Consider the following 18346-nt stretch of genomic DNA (forward strand, 5'->3'; position numbering starts at 1 on the left):
ACCAGGAGAGGGTATGACTCAAGCCGCCAAGATCCCGGGTACCGAAGAGGCATGGGACAACGGTACGCTGGGCGAAGACGAGCACTACGTGGCCGTTGCGCCCAAGGACCTGCAGGACTCGGTGAATCAGTCGCTGGGGATGCAGGCGATCTCGATTCGCCTGCCCAAGGACCTGCTGGAGCAATACAAGGCCATTGCCCAATATCACAAGATGGGCTACCAGCCGCTGATGCGCGAAGCGCTTACGCGTTTCGCCACCTCGGAGATGAAACGGATCGTCATCGAGGTCAGCAACGAGCGCGACCAGGCGCGAGAGGAACAACGTGAGCCTGGGCCCAAGCCCCGCCGGAAAGCGGCGTAACAGCACTCGCCTGCTACCAACGTCTCTCCCGCCCCTGCTCTCATCACGAAACTGTGGCTTCTGCAGGCGAGTCTGATATAATCGCGGGTTCCCGGAGAGATGGATGAGTGGTTTAAGTCGCACGCCTGGAAAGCGTGTATGGGTTAATAGCCCATCGGGGGTTCGAATCCCCCTCTCTCCGCCAGATACCTCTAAGCCTTGTCTGGCTTGGAAAAGCAGGTGGGATAAGGGTTTCACGCAGTGCACTATGCCGCGCGGGTGTTACACAGGCGCCGGAGAAACCCGAACGGCCCACCACCTCACGAAGCGCGGCAACGTCTATTGCATCCGCCGCAGAATCCTCTAGACCTGATTGAGCAACACAGCGGCAAGCGCGAGATTGTCCGCAGTCTTGGTGCCAAGATGGCACCTTGGCCGAGCGCGAATCCCGCTGCATGCATATCTGTCGCCCTCGATGATGAATTAGAGGCTGTCCGCCGCTCAGCGACACCGGCGGAGCCAATGACCAAGCCATCCCCGTCCAACGCATGGAAATGGTCGCGCATTGGGATGCCGAGGGACGAGCCATAGGAAATGGCCTGTCAAGGCGGCATCAGGCCACACACTCGAATGCTCATGCCCATGTGGCAGTGCGAGCGGAAGAAGCCAGCGCAAGAGACTGTAGACATCGCAATGTGGCAGTGGCAGAGATACGCGACCAGGACGTGTCGACCATCACCCGGCAGACCATCGTTGCTACCCGAACAAGCTGCTGGACGCTGACAAGGTAATCGGCTCTATCAATGCCAGCTTATCCTTCCTCCGCATCCTGCTCGGCATCGCCAAGCACCTAGCTTGGTGGAGGCGAACCATGCCGAGAAAACCGCGATGGTCGAGGAGCGGCGGGCCGTGGAACGACCTATGCGGTACAGGCCCGAGCAGATGGCCCGGCTTCTGTTGCTAAAACTAGCCTAGCAGTAGCTTGCTCGATAGATGCTCACGAACTCTCTTTGATCCGAGATCCGTAAGCCTGTATCTGCCATTCCCAAGCTGAAATACTTGTCGCGAATTGCTCGCGGTCAGCTTTTGCAGCGCATTGGTGACAGTTGATGGGGCCCGACGCGCAGCTTTTCCAAGTTCCGTCCGGGAGAATCCTTCCTCACCCGCAAAATGCAGCAGCACAAGGATCTCTTCCTCTGAAGACAGATCGGTCCTCTGAACGAGCAGTGCATCGGAGAATACCCCCACGCACGGCACGTCAAACTGCAGAAGCTCTCTAATAGCTTTTGCAACCACATCCCTGTCACCTTGCCAAAATATCCGGAGCGTTTCGTTCATTGCCCATCGAACGCATTCGATGACAAGCTTCGAGTCCATGTGGTTCGGCGAGTATGTCGGCGAGATGTGGACCGCGCCGCGCTGACTCCGAAATTTGTACACCGTCCGCAACACGCGCACAAGATGTATGGCGTCATGGCGCGGGTGAATGCTGTGCTTAACCTGATCGCTCTCCAGGTACTTACAGCACTCATCAAATCCTTTTGATTGACTAAGTGTTCCCGAATCTTGGTGGTAGAGAAGCCGGGCGAGAATTTCGCAGAACTGCCCACCATCGAGTTCCGCGGGCTCCCAATCTCTCTGGATAAACCGCTTCTCTGCCGAGATAAATTCATCAAGTAGCTGCGAGCAAAGAAGCGGATCGAGAGGTGGACTAATTTTTTCTAACAGCTTCTTTTTTTCAATGAGAGCCATCATCTCGCGGCCAAAATCAGCCTTTGCTAAGAAGTTGTTTGATAGATTCCTGAGCCAAGCGTATACCCTCTTGGGTCAAGTACCACGTCGAAGGAACTTTGTTCGTGCCTTCTGCGACCGGCGCTAGGCCGCCGGACTTAACTTTCAGCTTTCCAAGATCGCGCGACACATTGAAGGGCAGTATTTTCCCCGCCTGCTTAAAGTGCCGGTTGAACGTTTCAGAAATTGTTTTGGCGCTCAATTCTCCGTCCCCAGTTTCTTGGAGAACGACATAGAGCAACCACATGGCCTTTATCGCTGTGCTCCATCCTTGCTGGGGGGTGCCATACTTTAGCGGGTCGTGTTTCCAGTTGACAACGACGGCCTCGGCCGACTCATCACCCGTTGACTTAACTCGCGGTCTCTTTGCACGCCTACGCGCCGGTGACGAAATTTGTACTTCGTCTCCGGGCAATAGCGGCGCCGGCGCAGCCGAGGCGACAATACCGTCCCCCTCAATAATTGCGCCTGCCGGTTGCAGCAGGGTCGAGAGCTGCTGCCCAACATTTTGCGCAATCAGTGGAACATCTTCCCGCGACCCCTCAATCTCAAGTTCGAATCCCGTCAATTTCAGCTTCATCTTGAACTTTGACATTTGTGACCTTTCCCTCGGCTAGGACCCAGATTGGCTCCCCATTTTAACGTGCTGCGTAGCAGACACGGGCCATTTTTCTCCCCACCTTCGTATGGCCTCGATGACAAATAAGTCCCCCCCTTTCTCGCAAGTCTGCCGGTCCTCAGGTCACGCCCGATATGGGCAGAACGACATTCACGAGCAGACCAAGAATACGTCACGGGAGCACGGCCGGGCGCCGGCATGACCATCGCCACTACCGCCGGCGTCTCACGAAGGATCAGTTCCGTGGGTACGGCCGGTCGGCACGAGCCCCTCCCTCGCGGCGCACATGCTGCAGCCCGACTCAAACAACTTCAGATTCCCGTCCAACTCTGGTTGTTTTGTACCGACGCCCCCTTCTCGTGAGGAGATGACGCTTGCGGACGCTTGAGGGCAAAGCTAGACTGACCGAATAGTCGAGAGCGCTGAGACATCGGTGCGTTGGACGATCGCTCCACTCGGCTTACCTCATACCTGAGCGGACCGCAAAGCGGTCCGCTTTTTCGTTAGCAGGTGCGCTGTGTATCTTCTCTACCTGGATGAGTCGGGCCACGTCCATGATCCGGCGACGAAATTCTTCGTCTTGGCCGGATTCTGTGTGTTTGAGCGACAGACTCACTGGCTTGAGTCGCATATCGATCCGATTGCAGAGCGGTTCAGCACTACCGACCCTGGAAACATAGAGTTCCACGGTGCGCCAATGCGCACCGGAAAGGACGAATGGCAGGGCATCAAGCCCGCGGATCGAGTGCAGGCGGTAGTCGATATTCTTGGCTTGCTGGCCGACCCCCGACTGAAACTCAAGGTGTTCGCATCAGTGATCGAGAAAAGCACGATGGCGACCGACCAGATCGTCCAACGAAGCTTCGAGAACGTCGCGCGCGAGTTCGACCGGTACTTGACGTCGCTGTACCGGGCCAAGCGCTCCAACGCGCAGCGAGGGCTCGTGATCGTCGACAAGAACAGCTATGAAGAAAAGCTCCAGGCACTGTCGCGCGTTTTCAAACACCAGGGGCATACCAACGGCAAGCTGCGCAACTTTGCTGAAGTGCCGCTCTTCCTCGATTCGAAGGCCTCTCGTCTCATCCAGATGGCGGACCTGATTGCGTACTGGATATTCCGCTACTTCGAAAGCGGGGACGACAGGGGTTACCGACTCATCGCGCCGTACATTCACGGCAGGAAGAGGGCCCGGACCGGTCTGATCGCTTCGCTGACGGAGGAGACGCACCAACGGCTGGCGCGCCTTTCCGTCCCGACGTTTCCCTTTCCGGCACCGAGCGAACGAACACCGACGTCAAGGCATCGCATGGGCTGCCCTAGCCGCGGCGCTTCAGCTCTGCCGGCCGTTGGTCCCACTACACGGCCGACACCGTCCCAGTCCCCGCCTTGTCCGTCTCCACCCCCTCCGGCGGCGCCGTAACAATCGACCGCAATCCCGGCTCGGCGGGCGTCAGCCTGTCTAGGTCCGGCTTCGGGCGCGACAAGCCGGGCATCGATGCAAACGCCGATTCCATCGCCTGTGCCACGCCGAGCGTCAGTGCATCGCCGCGGAACGGGCCGGTGATCTGCAGGCCGAAGGGCATGCCGGCCTCGTCGGTGCCGCAGGGCAAGGCGAGGCAGGGATGGGTGGTCAGCGTCACCACATAGGTCAGCGCCAGCCAGCGGTAGTAGTTCTCCTGCTTCGCCCCCTCGACGACGTCCGCGTAGAGCGTGGTCCAGGGGAACGGCGACACCGGCGTGGTCGGGGACAGGATCACGTCGTAGTCGCGGAACGCCTGCTGGAAGCGCTGAAAAACGCGAGTCTGTTCGGCCTGCGCCCACGCGCTGTCGACCAGCGACATGCGCGCGCCGATCTCGTAGTTGGCGCGCGTATTGGGGCCGAGGCTGTCGGGGTCGCGCTCGTAGGTGTCGCGCAGCGACGCGACGAAGCTCTCCGCGCGCAGCACGTCGAAGCAGCGATGCACGTCGCCCAGGTCGAACGCGACCTCGTCGCAGGACTTGAACAGGTGCCGCATCGCGGCGATCCGCGCGCGGAACACGCCGCGGATATCGGCATCGACGGCGCAGCTGCCGAAGTCCTCGGTCCAGCCCACGCGCAGCCCGGACAGATCGACGCGTGCCGGCGTCAGGAACGCCAGCGGATCGACCGCGTGGCTGAGCGGATCGCCGGCCGATTCCCCGGCCGACGCGGCCAGCTGCAAGCAGGCATCGGCCACCGTGCGCCCCATCGGGCCGACCACGGAAATCGGCGTCCATCCCAGCAGCTTGCGCGAGTTCGGCACCAGCCCCGGCGACGGGCGAAAGCCCACCACCCCGCATTTCGCAGCGGGGATACGCAGCGACCCGCCGGTATCCGAACCCGTGCAGACCGGCAGAAAGTCCGCCGCCAGCGCGGCCGCCGATCCGCCCGACGAGCCGCCGGCGTTCAGGTTCGGATTGAACGGATTGCCGGTGGCGCCCCACACGGCATTGCGCGAATTGGCGCCCGCGCCCATCTCGGGAATATTGGTCTTGCCGACGACCACGGCGCCGGCCTGCCGCAGCCGCGCGACCAGCGTGTTGTCCTGCGCGGGCACATTGCCCCGGTACAGCGGGGAGCCGTAGGTCGTCAGCAGGCCGGCCGTCGCCTCGAGATCCTTGACCCCGAGCGGCAGGCCATGCAGAAGGCCCAGCGTATCGCCGCGCATCACCGCCTGTTCCGCCGCCCTCGCCTCCTCGCGTGCGCGCTCGTAGCAGGTGGCGGTGATCGCGTTGATCAGCGGGTTATAGCGCTCGATCCGCGCGATGCAGGCTTCCAGCAGTTCCACCGGCGAAATCTGGCGCGCGCCGATCAGGCGACGCAGCTCGACGGCGGACAGCGAAGTCAGTTGGTTCTGGTCGGACATGGCGGGTCAGTCCAGCTTGATGTTGGCGCGCTGCGCGATGGCCCGCATCTGCGGAATTTCCTTCTCGATCATCGCGCTGACCTGCTTGCCCGTTGCGAACGACGGCTCGATGCCGTTGTCGGCCAGCTTCTTGCGCGTATCGGGGTCGGCGATCGTATCGGCCAGCGCCTTCTCCAGCTTTGCGTGCACCTCGGCCGGCAGCCCGCGGGGCGCCATCAGCGCGATCCATGTGCTGGCGTCCATGCCGGGATAGCCGGCCTCGGCAACGGTCGGCACATTGGGCAGCAGCGACGAGCGCCTGGCTGTCGTCACCGCGATGGCCTTGACCTTGCCCGCGCGCACCTGCGGGATCGCCGCCGCCACAGTGTCGATGCTGAACGGAATCTGGCCGCCGATCAGATCGGTCATCGCGGGCGCGCTGCCCTTGTACGGCACGTGCAGCATCTTCGCGCCCGTCAGATTGAGCAACTGCTCGCCGGCGAAATGCGCGGTGGTACCGGCGCCGAACGAACCGTACGAGTACTTGCCCGGTTCGTTCTTTGCCGCGGCCACGAACTCCTTCAGGTGGTTCACCGGTACATCGCGGTTGGCCAGCAGGATCAGGCCGGTGACGCCGATCAGGCCGATCGGCTCGAAGTTCTTCTGCGGGTCGTACGGCAGCTTCGGATAGACCGCGGGATTGACCGTGAACGTCGTGCCGGAACTGGCCAGCAGCGTGTAGCCGTCCGGCGCGGCCTTGGCGACATAGCTGGCACCGACCACGGTACCGGCGCCCGGCCGGTTTTCCACCACGATGGTCTTGCCGAGCCGTTCGCCAAGCTTCTGCGCGACGATGCGCCCCACCACGTCGGTGGCGCCGCCGGGCGGGAACGGCAACACCAGCTGGATCGGCTTGACGGGGAAGCTGTCCTGCGCCGACGCGGCCGACGGCGCCATCGCAACGAGCGCCAGGCCGGTGGCGGCAAACAGCAAACGGACGGGTGAGGCGGAAGAACGCATGGGATGCTCTCTCGTAGGAATCCAGGGCAACGCCGGCATAAGCGGGTCGGTTCGATGTCATCCTAATGTCAAACTTCGCATAGAATCGTCGCAATGTTTCGAACAGTCGATTGCCGAAACGGCAATCCTTGGCGCAATCCCTGAGCGGGTTTTCCCCAGGACGCCCGCGACCCTTTTCCCCTTTTTCACCTCGATATCCCATGTCCTATCGGGCCCTGCAGGAGACCGCGGTGCGCTACTTCCTCGAAGTGGTTCGCACCGGCTCGGTCAAGGATGCGGCGATCAAGCTGAACGTCGCGCCGTCGGCCGTCAGCCGGCAGATCGCCAAGCTCGAAAGCGAGCTGGACACGCTGCTGTTCGACCGGCGCGCGCGCGGCCTCGTCCCCAATGCCGCGGGCGAGCTGCTGGCTGCATTCGCCAAGCGTTCGCAGCAGGACATCGAGCGCGTGGCCGGCGATATCCAGGCGCTGCGTGGCCTGCGCGTCGGGCGCGTGCGGCTCGCTGCCGTCGAGGGCATCGCGCACGAATTCCTGCCGAATCTGGCCGCCAATTTTCGCGAGACCCATGCGGGCATTCACTTCGAGCTCGAGGTCTGTCCGCAGGGCGATATCGCGCGTCGCATCCGCGACGGCGAAGCGGATATCGGCATCACGCTGGCGTGGTTGCCCGAGCCGGAAATCCACGTGGAGCTGCGGCACCCCGCTCCGGTGCTGGCCGTGATGGCGCCGGACCATCCGCTGGCGCGGCATCGGCAACTGTCGCTCGCGCAGGTCGCCACCTATCCGCTGGCGCTGCCGCCCAAGGACAGCTCCGTGCGGCAATTGCTCGATGCCGGCTGCAGCCGGCAGGGCCTGCGCTACCAGACGGTGTTCTCCAGCAACCAGCTTGATTCCCTGGTCAGCTTCGCGGCGGCCGGCGGCGGCGCGATCTGTTTCTACGGCGAGGTATCGATCCGCGGCAGGCTCAAGGCCGGCACCATCGCCGCGGTGCCGCTGCGCGACCGCGAGATGAACGAGCGGCAGATCGAGGTGCAGACGCTGGCCAACCGCAAGCTGCCGCCGGCCGCGCGTGCCTTCGTCGACCATCTGCGGCAGGGACTGATCGAGTTTCCAAATTCGTGATTGCCGAAACCGCAATCGAGGATTCGGAATATTGCGCGTGCCGCATGCCTTCACGCAGGCGCGGCGCGGCGAAAATCCAGGTACGAACCTGATCCACCTGATCCATCTGACCCAGCTCATCCTCCCGATCCACCTTTCCCGCGAGTCGCTGCCTTCATGTCACAGGAAATCCTCGTTCTCGGCGCCGGCATGGTCGGTGTCAGCACCGCCCTGGCCCTGCGCCATCGCGGGCACCATGTCGTCCTCGTCGATCGCGCCGCGCCGGGCACCGAAACCTCCTACGGCAATGCAGGCTTCATCCAGCGCGAGGCGGTGCAGCCGTATGCGTTCCCGCGCGACTGGAAGACGATCCTGCGTGTGATCGCCCGCCGGGGCAACGACGTGCATTACCACCCCGGTGCGATGCTGCGCCTGTTGCCGGTGCTGGCCCGGTACTGGCGCGAATCGGCACCGGACCGCTACGCCGGCACGATCGCCGCCTATGCGGCCCTGGTCAGGCACTGCGTCAGCGAACACGAACAGTGGATCGCCGCCGCCGGTGCGGAGGACCTCGTCAGCAAGGCGGGATGGCTCGAGGCATACCGCAGCCAACGCGCGTTCGACGATACGGTGCGCACGGCGACGATGGTGGCGCGCGAGCACGCCCTCGATTGCGCCGTGCTCGACGGTGCCGCGCTGCAGGCCGCCGAGCCCGCGCTGCATGGCGGCCTCGCCGGCGCGATCCATTGGCGCGACCCGTGGACCGTCAGCGATCCCGGCGAACTGGTGCAACGCTATGCCGCGCTGTTCGAGCGGCAAGGCGGCATCGTGCGCCGTGGCGATGCCGCGACGCTGCAGCCGGACGGCAGCGGCTGGCGCGTGATGACGGACGCCGGTCCGCTGTCGGCCGCCCAGGCCGTCATTGCGCTGGGTCCGTGGGCGTCGACGTTGACACGGCCGCTCGGGTATCGGCTGCCGCTGTTCATCAAGCGGGGCTACCACCGCCACTACGCCAGCGCGCGCATGCCGTCGCTGCCGCTGCTCGACGCGGAACGCGGCTTCGTGCTGGCGCCGATGCGTCGCGGCCTTCGCCTGACCACGGGCGCGGAATTCGCGCACCACGACGCGCCGCCGACGCCGGTGCAATTGGCGGCGGCCGAGCGCTACGCAAGCGACCTCGTCGATCTCGGCGCGCCGGTGGAAGCGCAACCGTGGATGGGCGCGCGGCCCTGCGTGGCCGACATGCGGCCCGTGGTGGGCCGCGCTCCGCGCCATCGCGGCCTGTGGTTCCATTTTGGTCATGCGCATCAGGGCTTCACGCTCGGCCCTGCGACCGCGCGGCTGCTCGCCGAGCTGATCGACGGCGAGACGCCCTACGTCGATCCGTGGCCCTACGATCCTGCGCGATTCGAATAGGGCGCGAATCGGGCCTCCAACCAGTGCGCGAGCATGGGCCCGAACAAGGCCCCACAAGGGCCCGAACAAGGGCTCGAATACGGGTTCGATGTCATGCAAAATCCAATGGCAGCAACGGCGGGCAACGCATCGGCGACGCTCGCCCTACCCCATGGGAGGTCGCATGCATCTCGAAGGCTCCTGTCACTGCGGCGCGGTCCGCTTCAGCGTGGAATCGCCCTGGCCCTACCCCTATCTGCATTGCTACTGCTCGATCTGCCGCAAGACCGCGGGCGCGGGCGGTTATGCCGCGAACATCGGCGCGCTGAACGACACCTTGCGCATACGCGGCCGGCAGCATATCGGCATCTATCACGCCGTGATGCGTGAGCCCGGCAAACGCGCCAGGCGATCGCCGATGGAGCGGCACTTCTGTACCAAGTGCGGCAGCGCATTGTGGATACGCACACCGGACGAGCCCGAGCGCGTCTATCCGCATGCGTCGGCCATCGATACGCCGCTGCCGCGCCCGCCGGAGATCGTCGAAGCGGAGCTCGACTCCGCGGCGTCGTGGGTCGAAGTGCCGAGCGGCAAGGGACATGTGCATTGCGCACAGTGGCCCGAGGAGACGCTGGCGCAATGGCATCGGCGACACGGCCTGGAGCAGCGCTGAGCCGCGCCGCACAGGGGCGTATCGCTGCCGTGCGTCTTGCCGCGCGCCACGCCGTGCAGCAAGGGGTGACAGGGCACCGCTGCTATGCTTGGCGCTCCGTCGATACACGACACCGCGCCATCCCATGCACTGGATCTACCTGTCCATCGCCATCGTCGCCGAAGTCATTGCCACCACGGCGCTCAAGGCCGCCGCCGGCTTTACCCGTCCGCTACCTTCGCTGGTCGTCGTCACCGGCTATGCGATCGCCTTTTTCTGTCTGTCGCTGACGCTGCGCAGCGTGCCGATCGGCATCGCCTACGCGATCTGGTCCGGCGTCGGCATCGTGCTGGTGTCGGTGGCGGCGTGGCTGCTGTTCGGCCAGCGGCTCGATCTGCCGGCGCTGCTCGGCATCGCGCTGATCATGGCCGGCGTGCTGGTCATCAATCTGTGGTCGAAGTCGGTCACGCATTGAAATGCAGACGCCTTCGCGCGCCTTGACCGCTTCCGCGCCTTTCCTCTTGCGCTGACGCAACCGGCCTGCGCCCTACCTGCACACCCTGCGCGCACCCTACCGGCACCCTACCAAGTGCAAACAAATGTAAGCACTTTCAAAAGTGCGTTGGAAGCGACCATAATTTGTAAAAACTGCAGTACTCTAATAACAATCGATTTAAGTTATCAGTAAATATCGATTTAAACAAAACTAAAATCAAGCAACCGGCAATCGGAAGTTCGACGAAACCGCGCGGTCATTTCATTGCAGCGGCCAGATCGAATTCCAGCGCCAGTCTTGACCAGAGAATTCCGGGGGGGCATCCGGGCGCAGCCCATGCCAATTGATGGATATTCCATTGCCATGGAATATCCAGGGTCATTGTCGCGGTCTGTCGCCATCGCCTGATTCAGCCAACCCGTTTTGCCGCGGTTTTGCCGCGGCCCTTTGTGGGATCGCCTGTAGCGTTCGCCGTCCCGGCGTGCGCTCGTTTTTTGGCAGGACAGAACTGGCGTATGGCTCAAACCCGCATTGGAACGGACGCAATCATCGCGTCCAGCTGCGCGCAGGCGCAGGACTGGCTCGCTCGCCACTATCCCGGCATCACGATCGAGGCCGATGGCAGCCGGCCCAGGCTCGAAATCCAGATCGACTATCTCGACGGCATGGCCGTGCATACGCTGGTCACCGACACCACGCTTTGCCTGCGGCTGCCTTGCCAGACCGACGGCTATGTGCTGGTCACCCACGCCGAAGGGCAGCTCGCCCTGGCGGCCGATCAGGACGAGCTGCAGCCCTTGCCAGCCGGCGCGGCCGTCGTCGACGCCAGGCGCGTCACCGCCTGGAGCTTCGGTCCGGGCCGCTACGAAACCATCCTGATCGATGCGGCCCGCCTCCACGGCCGGCTGTCGCAGTCGATCGAACGCCCGGTGCCGCACCGCGTGAAATTCTTGCCGGCGGGAGACAGCGTGCCTTCCGGCGTGCGCTTTGCGGGCGAGCTGGTGCGGGCGGCGCGGCGCTATTTCAATGCGGATGGCGGCCCGCACGCCATCGCCCCGGACATCGTGCAGAGCGTGCAGGACGCCGTGATCTTCGCCATGCTCAAGGAGATCCCGCACAACTACTCGGTCTACATGGCGCGCCGGCATACCGGCCCTTCGCCGCGCCATGTGCGCCGGGCGATCGAGTACATCCACGCCAACGCCACCGCGGCGCTCGGCCTGGCCGACATCGCCAACGCCGCCCGCGTCAGCATCCGCACGCTGCAGGCGGGCTTTGCCAAGTTCAAGGGCTTCACGCCGATGGGTTACGTGAAGCGGGTGCGCCTGGAGGGCGCCCACGCCGACCTGCGGACCGCCGGCGCGGAACAGTCGATCGCCGACATCGCGCGGCGCTGGGGCTTCAGCCATCTCGGACAATTCGCCAGGGACTATCGCATGGCCTTCGGCGAAACGCCTTCCGAGACCCGTCGCGGCGATTGACGGCAATTGTCGAGGTTAATTGTCGCCAGCCAAATAAATACGGTTTAAATCAGAATTAATAGAATCGAGTATTAATACCCCTTCGCCTACCGGCGTAGGGGTATTTTTTCTTTAAAACCACCCCGTGGTATTAATGACTGCCAGACGATTCATTATCAAAAAAACGCAAACCATATCAATCGCACGCACTATATCGCTTACCGAACAGACAGAGCCATATCGCCACTTGCGAATCACTTATACGCTGCATCTCCAATAGCGAGCAGTAATCTCGATCGACCCAAGGAGATAGGCATGGCTTCGTCAGCAGTTCTGCAAAACCACATCGATGTCGCGGTGCCCGTCGGGACCAAGACCATCGCGGCGCCCGAGGGTGCCGCCAATTTCCTGGTCGCAGGCAACAAGGACAACGTCGCCAACTATGCGCGCGAAGGCAACGACCTGCTGATCGAGTTCAAGGATGGACAGACGCTGCGCATCCAGGGCTTCTTCGCCAATGGCGTGAACTTCAACAATCTGGTGTTCGTCCAGGACGATGCGCGCTGGCTGGCCACGTTCGACCAGGCCCTGATGGCAGGCGGCGACAATGTCCTCGAATCGGCGGTGGTCTACGAGCCGATCGCCGACAGCAGCGCGGCGCTGCTGGGCATCCTCGGCCTGGCGGCGGGCGCCGGCGTGATCGCGGCGGCAGCGGGCGGTGGCGGCGGCGGTGGCGATGACAGCCGGCCGGCGCCCGGTCGTCCGACCGTCAGCCTGCTGGACGACCAGTCTCCGGTGACGGGAACGATCGCCAACGGCAGCGCAACCAACGACGCGACGCCGACGCTGCAGGGCACCGGTGCCCTACCCAACGGCCGCATCCAGATCTCGATCGATGGCCAGCCGCCGGTGACCGTCAACGCCGACGCGAACGGCAACTGGAGCTACACGCCGCCGGCGCTGGCCGCCGGCCAGCATCAGATCGTCGTCACGCAGACCGGCGCCGATGGCAAGACCAGCGAGCCCACGGTGATCGACCTGGCGGTGGACACCACGGCGCCGGCCACGCCGACGCTCAACCCCTCCAATGGCGGGACCCTGAGCGGTACCGCCGAGGCCGGCAGCACGGTCGGCATCGACCTGAACGGCGACGGCACGCCGGATGCCACCGTCATCGCCGACGGCAACGGCAACTGGACCTACACCCCGACCTCGCCGCTGCCCGACGGCACCACCGTGACCGTGGTCGCGACCGACCCCGCCGGCAACACCAGCGAGCCGGCCACGACGACGGTTGACGCCCAGCCGCCAGCCACCCCAACCGTCAACCCGACCAATGGCACCTCGCTGAGCGGTACCGCCGAGGCCGGCAGCACGGTCGGCATCGACCTGAACGGCGACGGCACGCCCGATGCGACGGTCGTCACCGACGGCGGCGGCAACTGGACCTACACGCCGACCTCGCCGGTGCCGGACGGCACCACGGTGACCGTGGTCGCGACCGACCCGGCCGGCAATACCAGCGGCCCGGCGACCACGACCGTCGACGCGGCCGCCCCCGCCGCGCCCGCGATTTCCAGCGTCACCGACGACACCGATCCGGTCAGCGGGCCCCTGACTTCGGGCGGCAGCACCAACGACACCACGCCGACGATCGCCGGTACCGCGGAAGCGAACAGCACCGTGCAGATCTTCAACGGCACGACGCTGCTGGGCACCGTCGTCGCCGACGGCAGCGGCAACTGGACCTTCACGCCGACCACGCCGCTGGCCGACGGCAACTATTCGCTGACCGCCACGGCCACCGATGCGGTCGGCAATGTCAGCGGTCCCGGTACCGCCTTCATCATCACGGTCGATACGGCGCCGCCGGCCGCGCCCGCCATCTCCCAGGCCAACGGCACCACGCTGGCCGGCACGGCCGAAGCCGGCAGCACGATCGCGATCGACCTGGATGGCGACGGCACGCCCGATGCCACCGTCACCGCCGACGGCAGCGGCAACTGGAGCTACACGCCGGCCACGCCGCTGCCCGACGGCACCGTCGTCAGCGTGACCGCTATCGATGCCGCCGGCAACGGCAGCGCGCCCGTCACCGCCACCATCGACTCCGTCGCGCCGACTGCACCGGCCATCGCCAGCGTCACCGACGACGCCGACCCGGTCAGCGGCCCGCTGACCTCGGGCGGCAGCACCAACGACGCCACGCCGACGATCGCCGGCACCGCGGAAGCGAACAGCACGGTCCAGATCTTCAACGGCACCACGCTGCTGGGCACCGTCGTCGCCGACGGCAGCGGCAACTGGACGTTCACGCCGACCACGCCGCTGACCGACGGCAGCTACTCGCTGACGGCCACCGCGACCGATGCGGCCGGCAACACCAGCCCGGCCAGCACGGCATTCGACTTGACGGTCGATACCGCGCCGCCGGCCGTTCCGGTCATCGTGCAGGCCAACGGCAACACGATCGCCGGCACCGCGGACGCGAACAGCACCATCGCCATCGACACCAACGGCGACGGCACGCCCGACGCCACGGTCACCGCCGACGGTGCGGGCAACTGGACCTACACGCCGACCACGCCGCTGGCCGATGGCGCGACGGTCAGTGTCACCGCCACCGATCCCGCCGGCAACGCCAGCGCACCGGCCACCGCCACCGTCGATGCGGTGGCACCGGGCACCCCGACGATCGCACCGACCAACGGCACGCTGCTGCAGGGCACCGCCGAAGCCAACAGCACCGTCAATATCGACACCAACGGCGACGGTACGGCCGATGCCACGGTGACCGCCGACGGCGCCGGCAACTGGACCTATACGCCGACCGCGCCGCTGGCCGACGGCACCGTCGTCGAGGTCACCGCCACCGATGCCGCCGGCAATACCAGCGCGCCGGCCACGGAGACCGTCGACGCCGCGGCACCGAGCGCGCCTTCGATCGACACCGTCGTCGACGATGTCGATCCAGTCTCCGCGCCGCTGACCTCCGGCGACAGCACCAACGACGCCATGCCGACGATCGCCGGTACCGCGGAAGCGAACAGCACCGTGCAGATCTTCAACGGCACCACGCTGATCGGCACGGCGACCGCCGACGGCAGCGGCAACTGGACCTTCTCGCCGACCACGCCGCTGGCCGACGGCAGCTACTCGCTGACGGCAGTCGCCACCGACGCGGCGGGCAACACCAGCCCGGCCAGCGCCGCCTTCGACTTCACCGTCGATACCGCCGCGCCCGCCGCTCCGGTCATCCTGCTGGCCAGCGCCGACACCATCACGGGCACGGCCGACCCCTTCAGCAGCATCGCGATCGACACCAATGGCGACGGCACGCCGGACGGCACCGTGACCGCCGATGGCAGCGGCAACTGGAGCTTCTCGCCGGGCCTGCCGCTTGCCGACGGCACGACGGTCAGCGTGACCGCCACCGATGCCGCCGGCAACGCGAGCACTCCTGCCACCGCGACGGTCGATGCCCTGCCCCCGGGCACGCCGACCATCGCGCCGACCAACGGCATCCAGCTCGAGGGCACCGCCGAAGCCAACAGCACCGTCCGTATCGATACCAATGGCGACGGCACGCCCGATGCCACGGTCACCGCCGATGGCGCCGGCAACTGGACCTACACGCCGGCGACCCCGCTGGCCGACGGCACGGTCGTCAGCGTCACGGCCACCGATGCCGCGGGCAATACCAGCACCCCGGCCACCGCCACCGTCGATGCCGCCGCTCCCGCCGTGCCGACGATCGAGCCGAGCAACGGCTCGGTCCTCGAAGGCACCGCGGAGGCTGACAGCACCGTCAACATCGACACCAACGGCGACGGCACGCCCGACGCCACCGTCACCGCGGACGGCACCGGCAACTGGACCTACACGCCGACCACGCCGCTGACCGACGGCACCGTCGTTACCGTCACGGCCACCGATGCCGCCGGCAATACCAGCGCACCGGCCACCGCCACGGTCGATGCGGCGGCACCCGCAGCCCCGGCCATCACGTCGGTCGTCGATGACGCCGATCCGGTCTCGGCGCCGCTGACCTCCGGCGACAGCACCAACGACGCCACGCCGACGATCGCCGGCACCGCGGAAGCCAACAGCACGGTGCAGATCTTCAACGGCACCACGCTGATCGGCACGGCAACCGCCGACGGCACCGGCAACTGGACGTTCTCGCCGACCTCGCCGCTGGCAGACGGCAGCTACTCGCTGACGGCAGTCGCCACCGACGCGGCGGGCAACATCAGCCCGGCCAGCGGCGCGTTCGACTTCACGGTCGACACCGCTCCGCCGGCCGCCCCGGTCATCACCACAGCCAATGGCGGCACCATCGCCGGCACCGCGGAGGCCAACAGCAGCATCGCCATCGACACCGATGGCGACGGCACGCCCGATGCCACCGTGACCGCCGATGGCAGCGGCAACTGGAGCTATGCGCCGACGACGCCGATCGCCGATGGCACGACCATCAGCGTGACGGCGACCGATGCCGCCGGCAACGCCAGCGCACCGGCCACCATCGCCATCGATTCGGTCGCACCGGCCGCCCCGGTCATCGCGCCGACCAACGGCACGGTGATCGAAGGCACCGCCGAGGCCAACAGCACGATCGCGATCGACACCAATGGCGACGGCACGCCCGATGCCACCGTCACCGCCGACGGCAGCGGCAACTGGACCTATACGCCGACCGCCCCGCTGGCCGACGGTACCGTCGTCAGCGCCACCGCCACCGACGCCGCCGGCAACACCAGCGCGCCGGGCAGCGCGACGGTCGACGCCGTGGCGCCAATCGTGCCGGTCATCGTCAGCGTGACCGATGATGTCGACCCGGCCAGCGGCCCGCTGACCTCCGGCGGCAGCACCAACGATGGCACGCCGACCATCGCGGGCACAGCCGAGGCCAACAGCACCGTGCGCATCTTCAACGGCACCACGCTGGTCGGCACGGCGACCGCCGATGGCACCGGCAACTGGTCCTTCACGCCGACCACGGCGCTGGCCGACGGCAGCTATTCGCTGACGGCGGTCGCCACCGACGCGGCGGGCAATGCCAGCGGCAGCAGCACGGCCTTCGATCTGACCATCGATACCGCGGCACCGGCCGCGACGCTCGCCATCACCGGCATGACGGACGACACGGGCACCGCGGGCGACTGGACCACCGGCGATACCGCGCCGACCTTCTCGGGAACGCTCAGCGCTCCGCTGGCCGACGGCGACCGCGTCGAGGTCAGCTACGACGGCGGCACCACCTGGACGCAGGCCACTGTCAACGGCACCAGCTGGTCGTGGTCGGCACCCAATCACCAGTTCGCCGACGGCAACCACTCGGTGACGGTGCGGCTGATCGATGCCGCCGGCAATATCGGCGCGAGCAGCGACACGCAGACCTTCACGATCTCCACCAATGTCGCTCCGGAGGTGTCGGCGCAGGAATCGGGCGGGCTGCTCGGCATCGTCGACGCCAATGTGCTGGGCCTGATCGACCTGAGCTCGCAGCAGGTGTTCGGCGCGAGCGACTACAACAACAACATCCAGCAGGTGGTGCTGCGCTACGGCGGCCTGATCGGCCTGCCGCTGCAGCGGCTGGGATACAACGCCGAGCTTGCCGCGGAGCTGGGCATCAACGTGGTTCCGCTGCACGACCCGGGCATCCTGGGCGTGATCGCGGCAGTGTCGACGCTGACGATCACTTCCGCCGACGGCGGGCCGATCGATACGCTGCGGCTCAACGAGCTGCTCGGCTCGGTGACGATCGAAGGCGGGCTGCTGGGCGTCAGCCTGGACCTGCTGTCGAACTTCACGATCACCGCGACCGACACCACCGGGTTGACCGATACCGCCAACGCCACCCAGCTCGCCAGCGCCGAGGTACTCGCCGGCCTGCTCGGCTCGAGCCAGTCCACCGCGATCGTCGAAGGCACCTCGTCCGCCGACACGGTCGATGGCACCGGCAACAGCGATCGCCTGTACGGCTACGCCGGCGACGACACGCTGAACGGCGGCGACGGCAACGACCTGCTGCGCGGCGGCGCGGGCAACGACACGCTGAACGGCGGCAACGGCAACGACCTGCTGATCGGCGGCGCCGGCAACGACACGATGAGCGGCGGCGCGGGCGGCGACGTGTTCCTGTACGAGGTCACCGCCAACGACGGTACCGGTGGCAACGGCAGCGACGTCATCACCGACTTCACGGTGGGGACCGCGCCGGGCCAGGCGGCATCCGACGTGATCGACCTGTCGAGCCTGCTGGTCGGCTACACCGGCGACGGCGATGGCCCGGCGCACTACGTCAACGGCGTGGCGACGATCGACGACGGCGACAACATCGGCGACTACCTCAGCGTCACCAACGACGGCACCAATACGGTCATCCATATCGACCGCGACGGTACCGGCGCCGCCTTCGGCTCGGAGACGCTGGTCACGCTGACCAACGTCAACACCGATCTGGAGACGCTGCTGGCCAATCGCCAGGTTCTCGTCTGAGCGAAGCGGGCGGCGGTCCCCCCGTTCCGCCGCCCGCTTCGCCAGACGCTTTCTCGCCGCGCTCTCACCGCATTCACACCACGACAAGGAGACCCGCCCCACCGC

12 protein-coding genes and 1 tRNA gene are annotated in these 18346 nt (G+C 65.8%); 9 read left to right on the top strand and 4 right to left on the bottom strand.

Features of this window, described 5'->3' with window-relative positions:
* The first annotated feature begins 13 nt into the window (after positions 1 to 13).
* Complete coding sequence (locus KZ686_RS13780; protein ID WP_226107585.1) at positions 14 to 361, top strand: BrnA antitoxin family protein; 348 nt, start codon at positions 14 to 16, stop codon at positions 359 to 361.
* A gap of 93 nt (positions 362 to 454) precedes the next feature.
* Positions 455 to 545: transfer RNA gene (locus KZ686_RS13785), tRNA-Ser, on the top strand.
* Positions 546 to 1306: 761 nt separating this feature from the next.
* Here the strand turns inward: KZ686_RS13785 and KZ686_RS13790 are convergent.
* Together KZ686_RS13790 and KZ686_RS13795 are read right to left on the bottom strand one after the other, a co-directional pair.
* A complete protein-coding gene (locus KZ686_RS13790; protein WP_265632637.1) occupies positions 1307 to 2095 on the bottom strand; it encodes a hypothetical protein in 789 nt (262 codons plus the stop codon).
* Positions 2096 to 2108: 13 nt separating this feature from the next.
* Entirely contained in the window at positions 2109 to 2726 is a 618-nt protein-coding gene (locus tag KZ686_RS13795) for a hypothetical protein (protein WP_265632638.1), read from the bottom strand.
* 541 nt (positions 2727 to 3267) lie between these two features.
* Here KZ686_RS13795 and KZ686_RS13800 point away from each other — a divergent pair.
* The gene (locus KZ686_RS13800; protein WP_226107574.1) at positions 3268 to 4170 is read left to right on the top strand and encodes a DUF3800 domain-containing protein; all 903 of its coding nucleotides are present in this window, start codon (positions 3268 to 3270) and stop codon (positions 4168 to 4170) included.
* Here KZ686_RS13800 and KZ686_RS13805 read toward each other — a convergent pair.
* Entirely contained in the window at positions 4106 to 5635 is a 1530-nt protein-coding gene (locus KZ686_RS13805) for an amidase (protein ID WP_265632639.1), read from the bottom strand. The two genes, KZ686_RS13800 and KZ686_RS13805, sit on opposite strands and share 65 nt — an antisense overlap.
* Positions 5636 to 5641: 6 nt before the next feature.
* Positions 5642 to 6571 (bottom strand): Bug family tripartite tricarboxylate transporter substrate binding protein, encoded by a 930-nt coding sequence (locus KZ686_RS13810; RefSeq protein WP_265633488.1) that lies wholly within the window; start codon positions 6569 to 6571, stop codon positions 5642 to 5644.
* A gap of 263 nt (positions 6572 to 6834) precedes the next feature.
* Here KZ686_RS13810 and KZ686_RS13815 point away from each other — a divergent pair, with 263 nt between their 5' ends.
* The 6 genes from KZ686_RS13815 to KZ686_RS13840 all read left to right on the top strand — a co-directional run bounded on the left by KZ686_RS13815 (position 6835) and on the right by KZ686_RS13840 (position 18241).
* Positions 6835 to 7755, top strand: coding sequence for a LysR family transcriptional regulator (locus KZ686_RS13815; RefSeq protein ID WP_265632640.1), 921 nt, complete (start codon positions 6835 to 6837; stop codon positions 7753 to 7755).
* A 156-nt stretch (positions 7756 to 7911) separates the two neighbouring features.
* Positions 7912 to 9150, top strand: coding sequence for an NAD(P)/FAD-dependent oxidoreductase (locus KZ686_RS13820; RefSeq protein WP_265632641.1), 1239 nt, complete (start codon positions 7912 to 7914; stop codon positions 9148 to 9150).
* 163 nt (positions 9151 to 9313) lie between these two features.
* Positions 9314 to 9802, top strand: coding sequence for a GFA family protein (locus tag KZ686_RS13825; protein ID WP_149319774.1), 489 nt, complete (start codon positions 9314 to 9316; stop codon positions 9800 to 9802).
* A gap of 124 nt (positions 9803 to 9926) precedes the next feature.
* Positions 9927 to 10256, top strand: a complete 330-nt coding sequence (locus KZ686_RS13830; protein ID WP_149319773.1) for a DMT family transporter — start codon at positions 9927 to 9929, stop codon at positions 10254 to 10256.
* A gap of 536 nt (positions 10257 to 10792) precedes the next feature.
* Complete coding sequence (locus KZ686_RS13835; RefSeq protein WP_265632642.1) at positions 10793 to 11758, top strand: helix-turn-helix transcriptional regulator; 966 nt, start codon at positions 10793 to 10795, stop codon at positions 11756 to 11758.
* 294 nt (positions 11759 to 12052) lie between these two features.
* The gene (locus KZ686_RS13840) at positions 12053 to 18241 is read left to right on the top strand and encodes an Ig-like domain-containing protein (protein ID WP_265632643.1); all 6189 of its coding nucleotides are present in this window, start codon (positions 12053 to 12055) and stop codon (positions 18239 to 18241) included.
* Positions 18242 to 18346: the final 105 nt, after the last annotated feature.

Source organism: Cupriavidus cauae, from assembly GCF_026210475.1.
GTDB classification, from domain to species: domain Bacteria; phylum Pseudomonadota; class Gammaproteobacteria; order Burkholderiales; family Burkholderiaceae; genus Cupriavidus; species Cupriavidus cauae.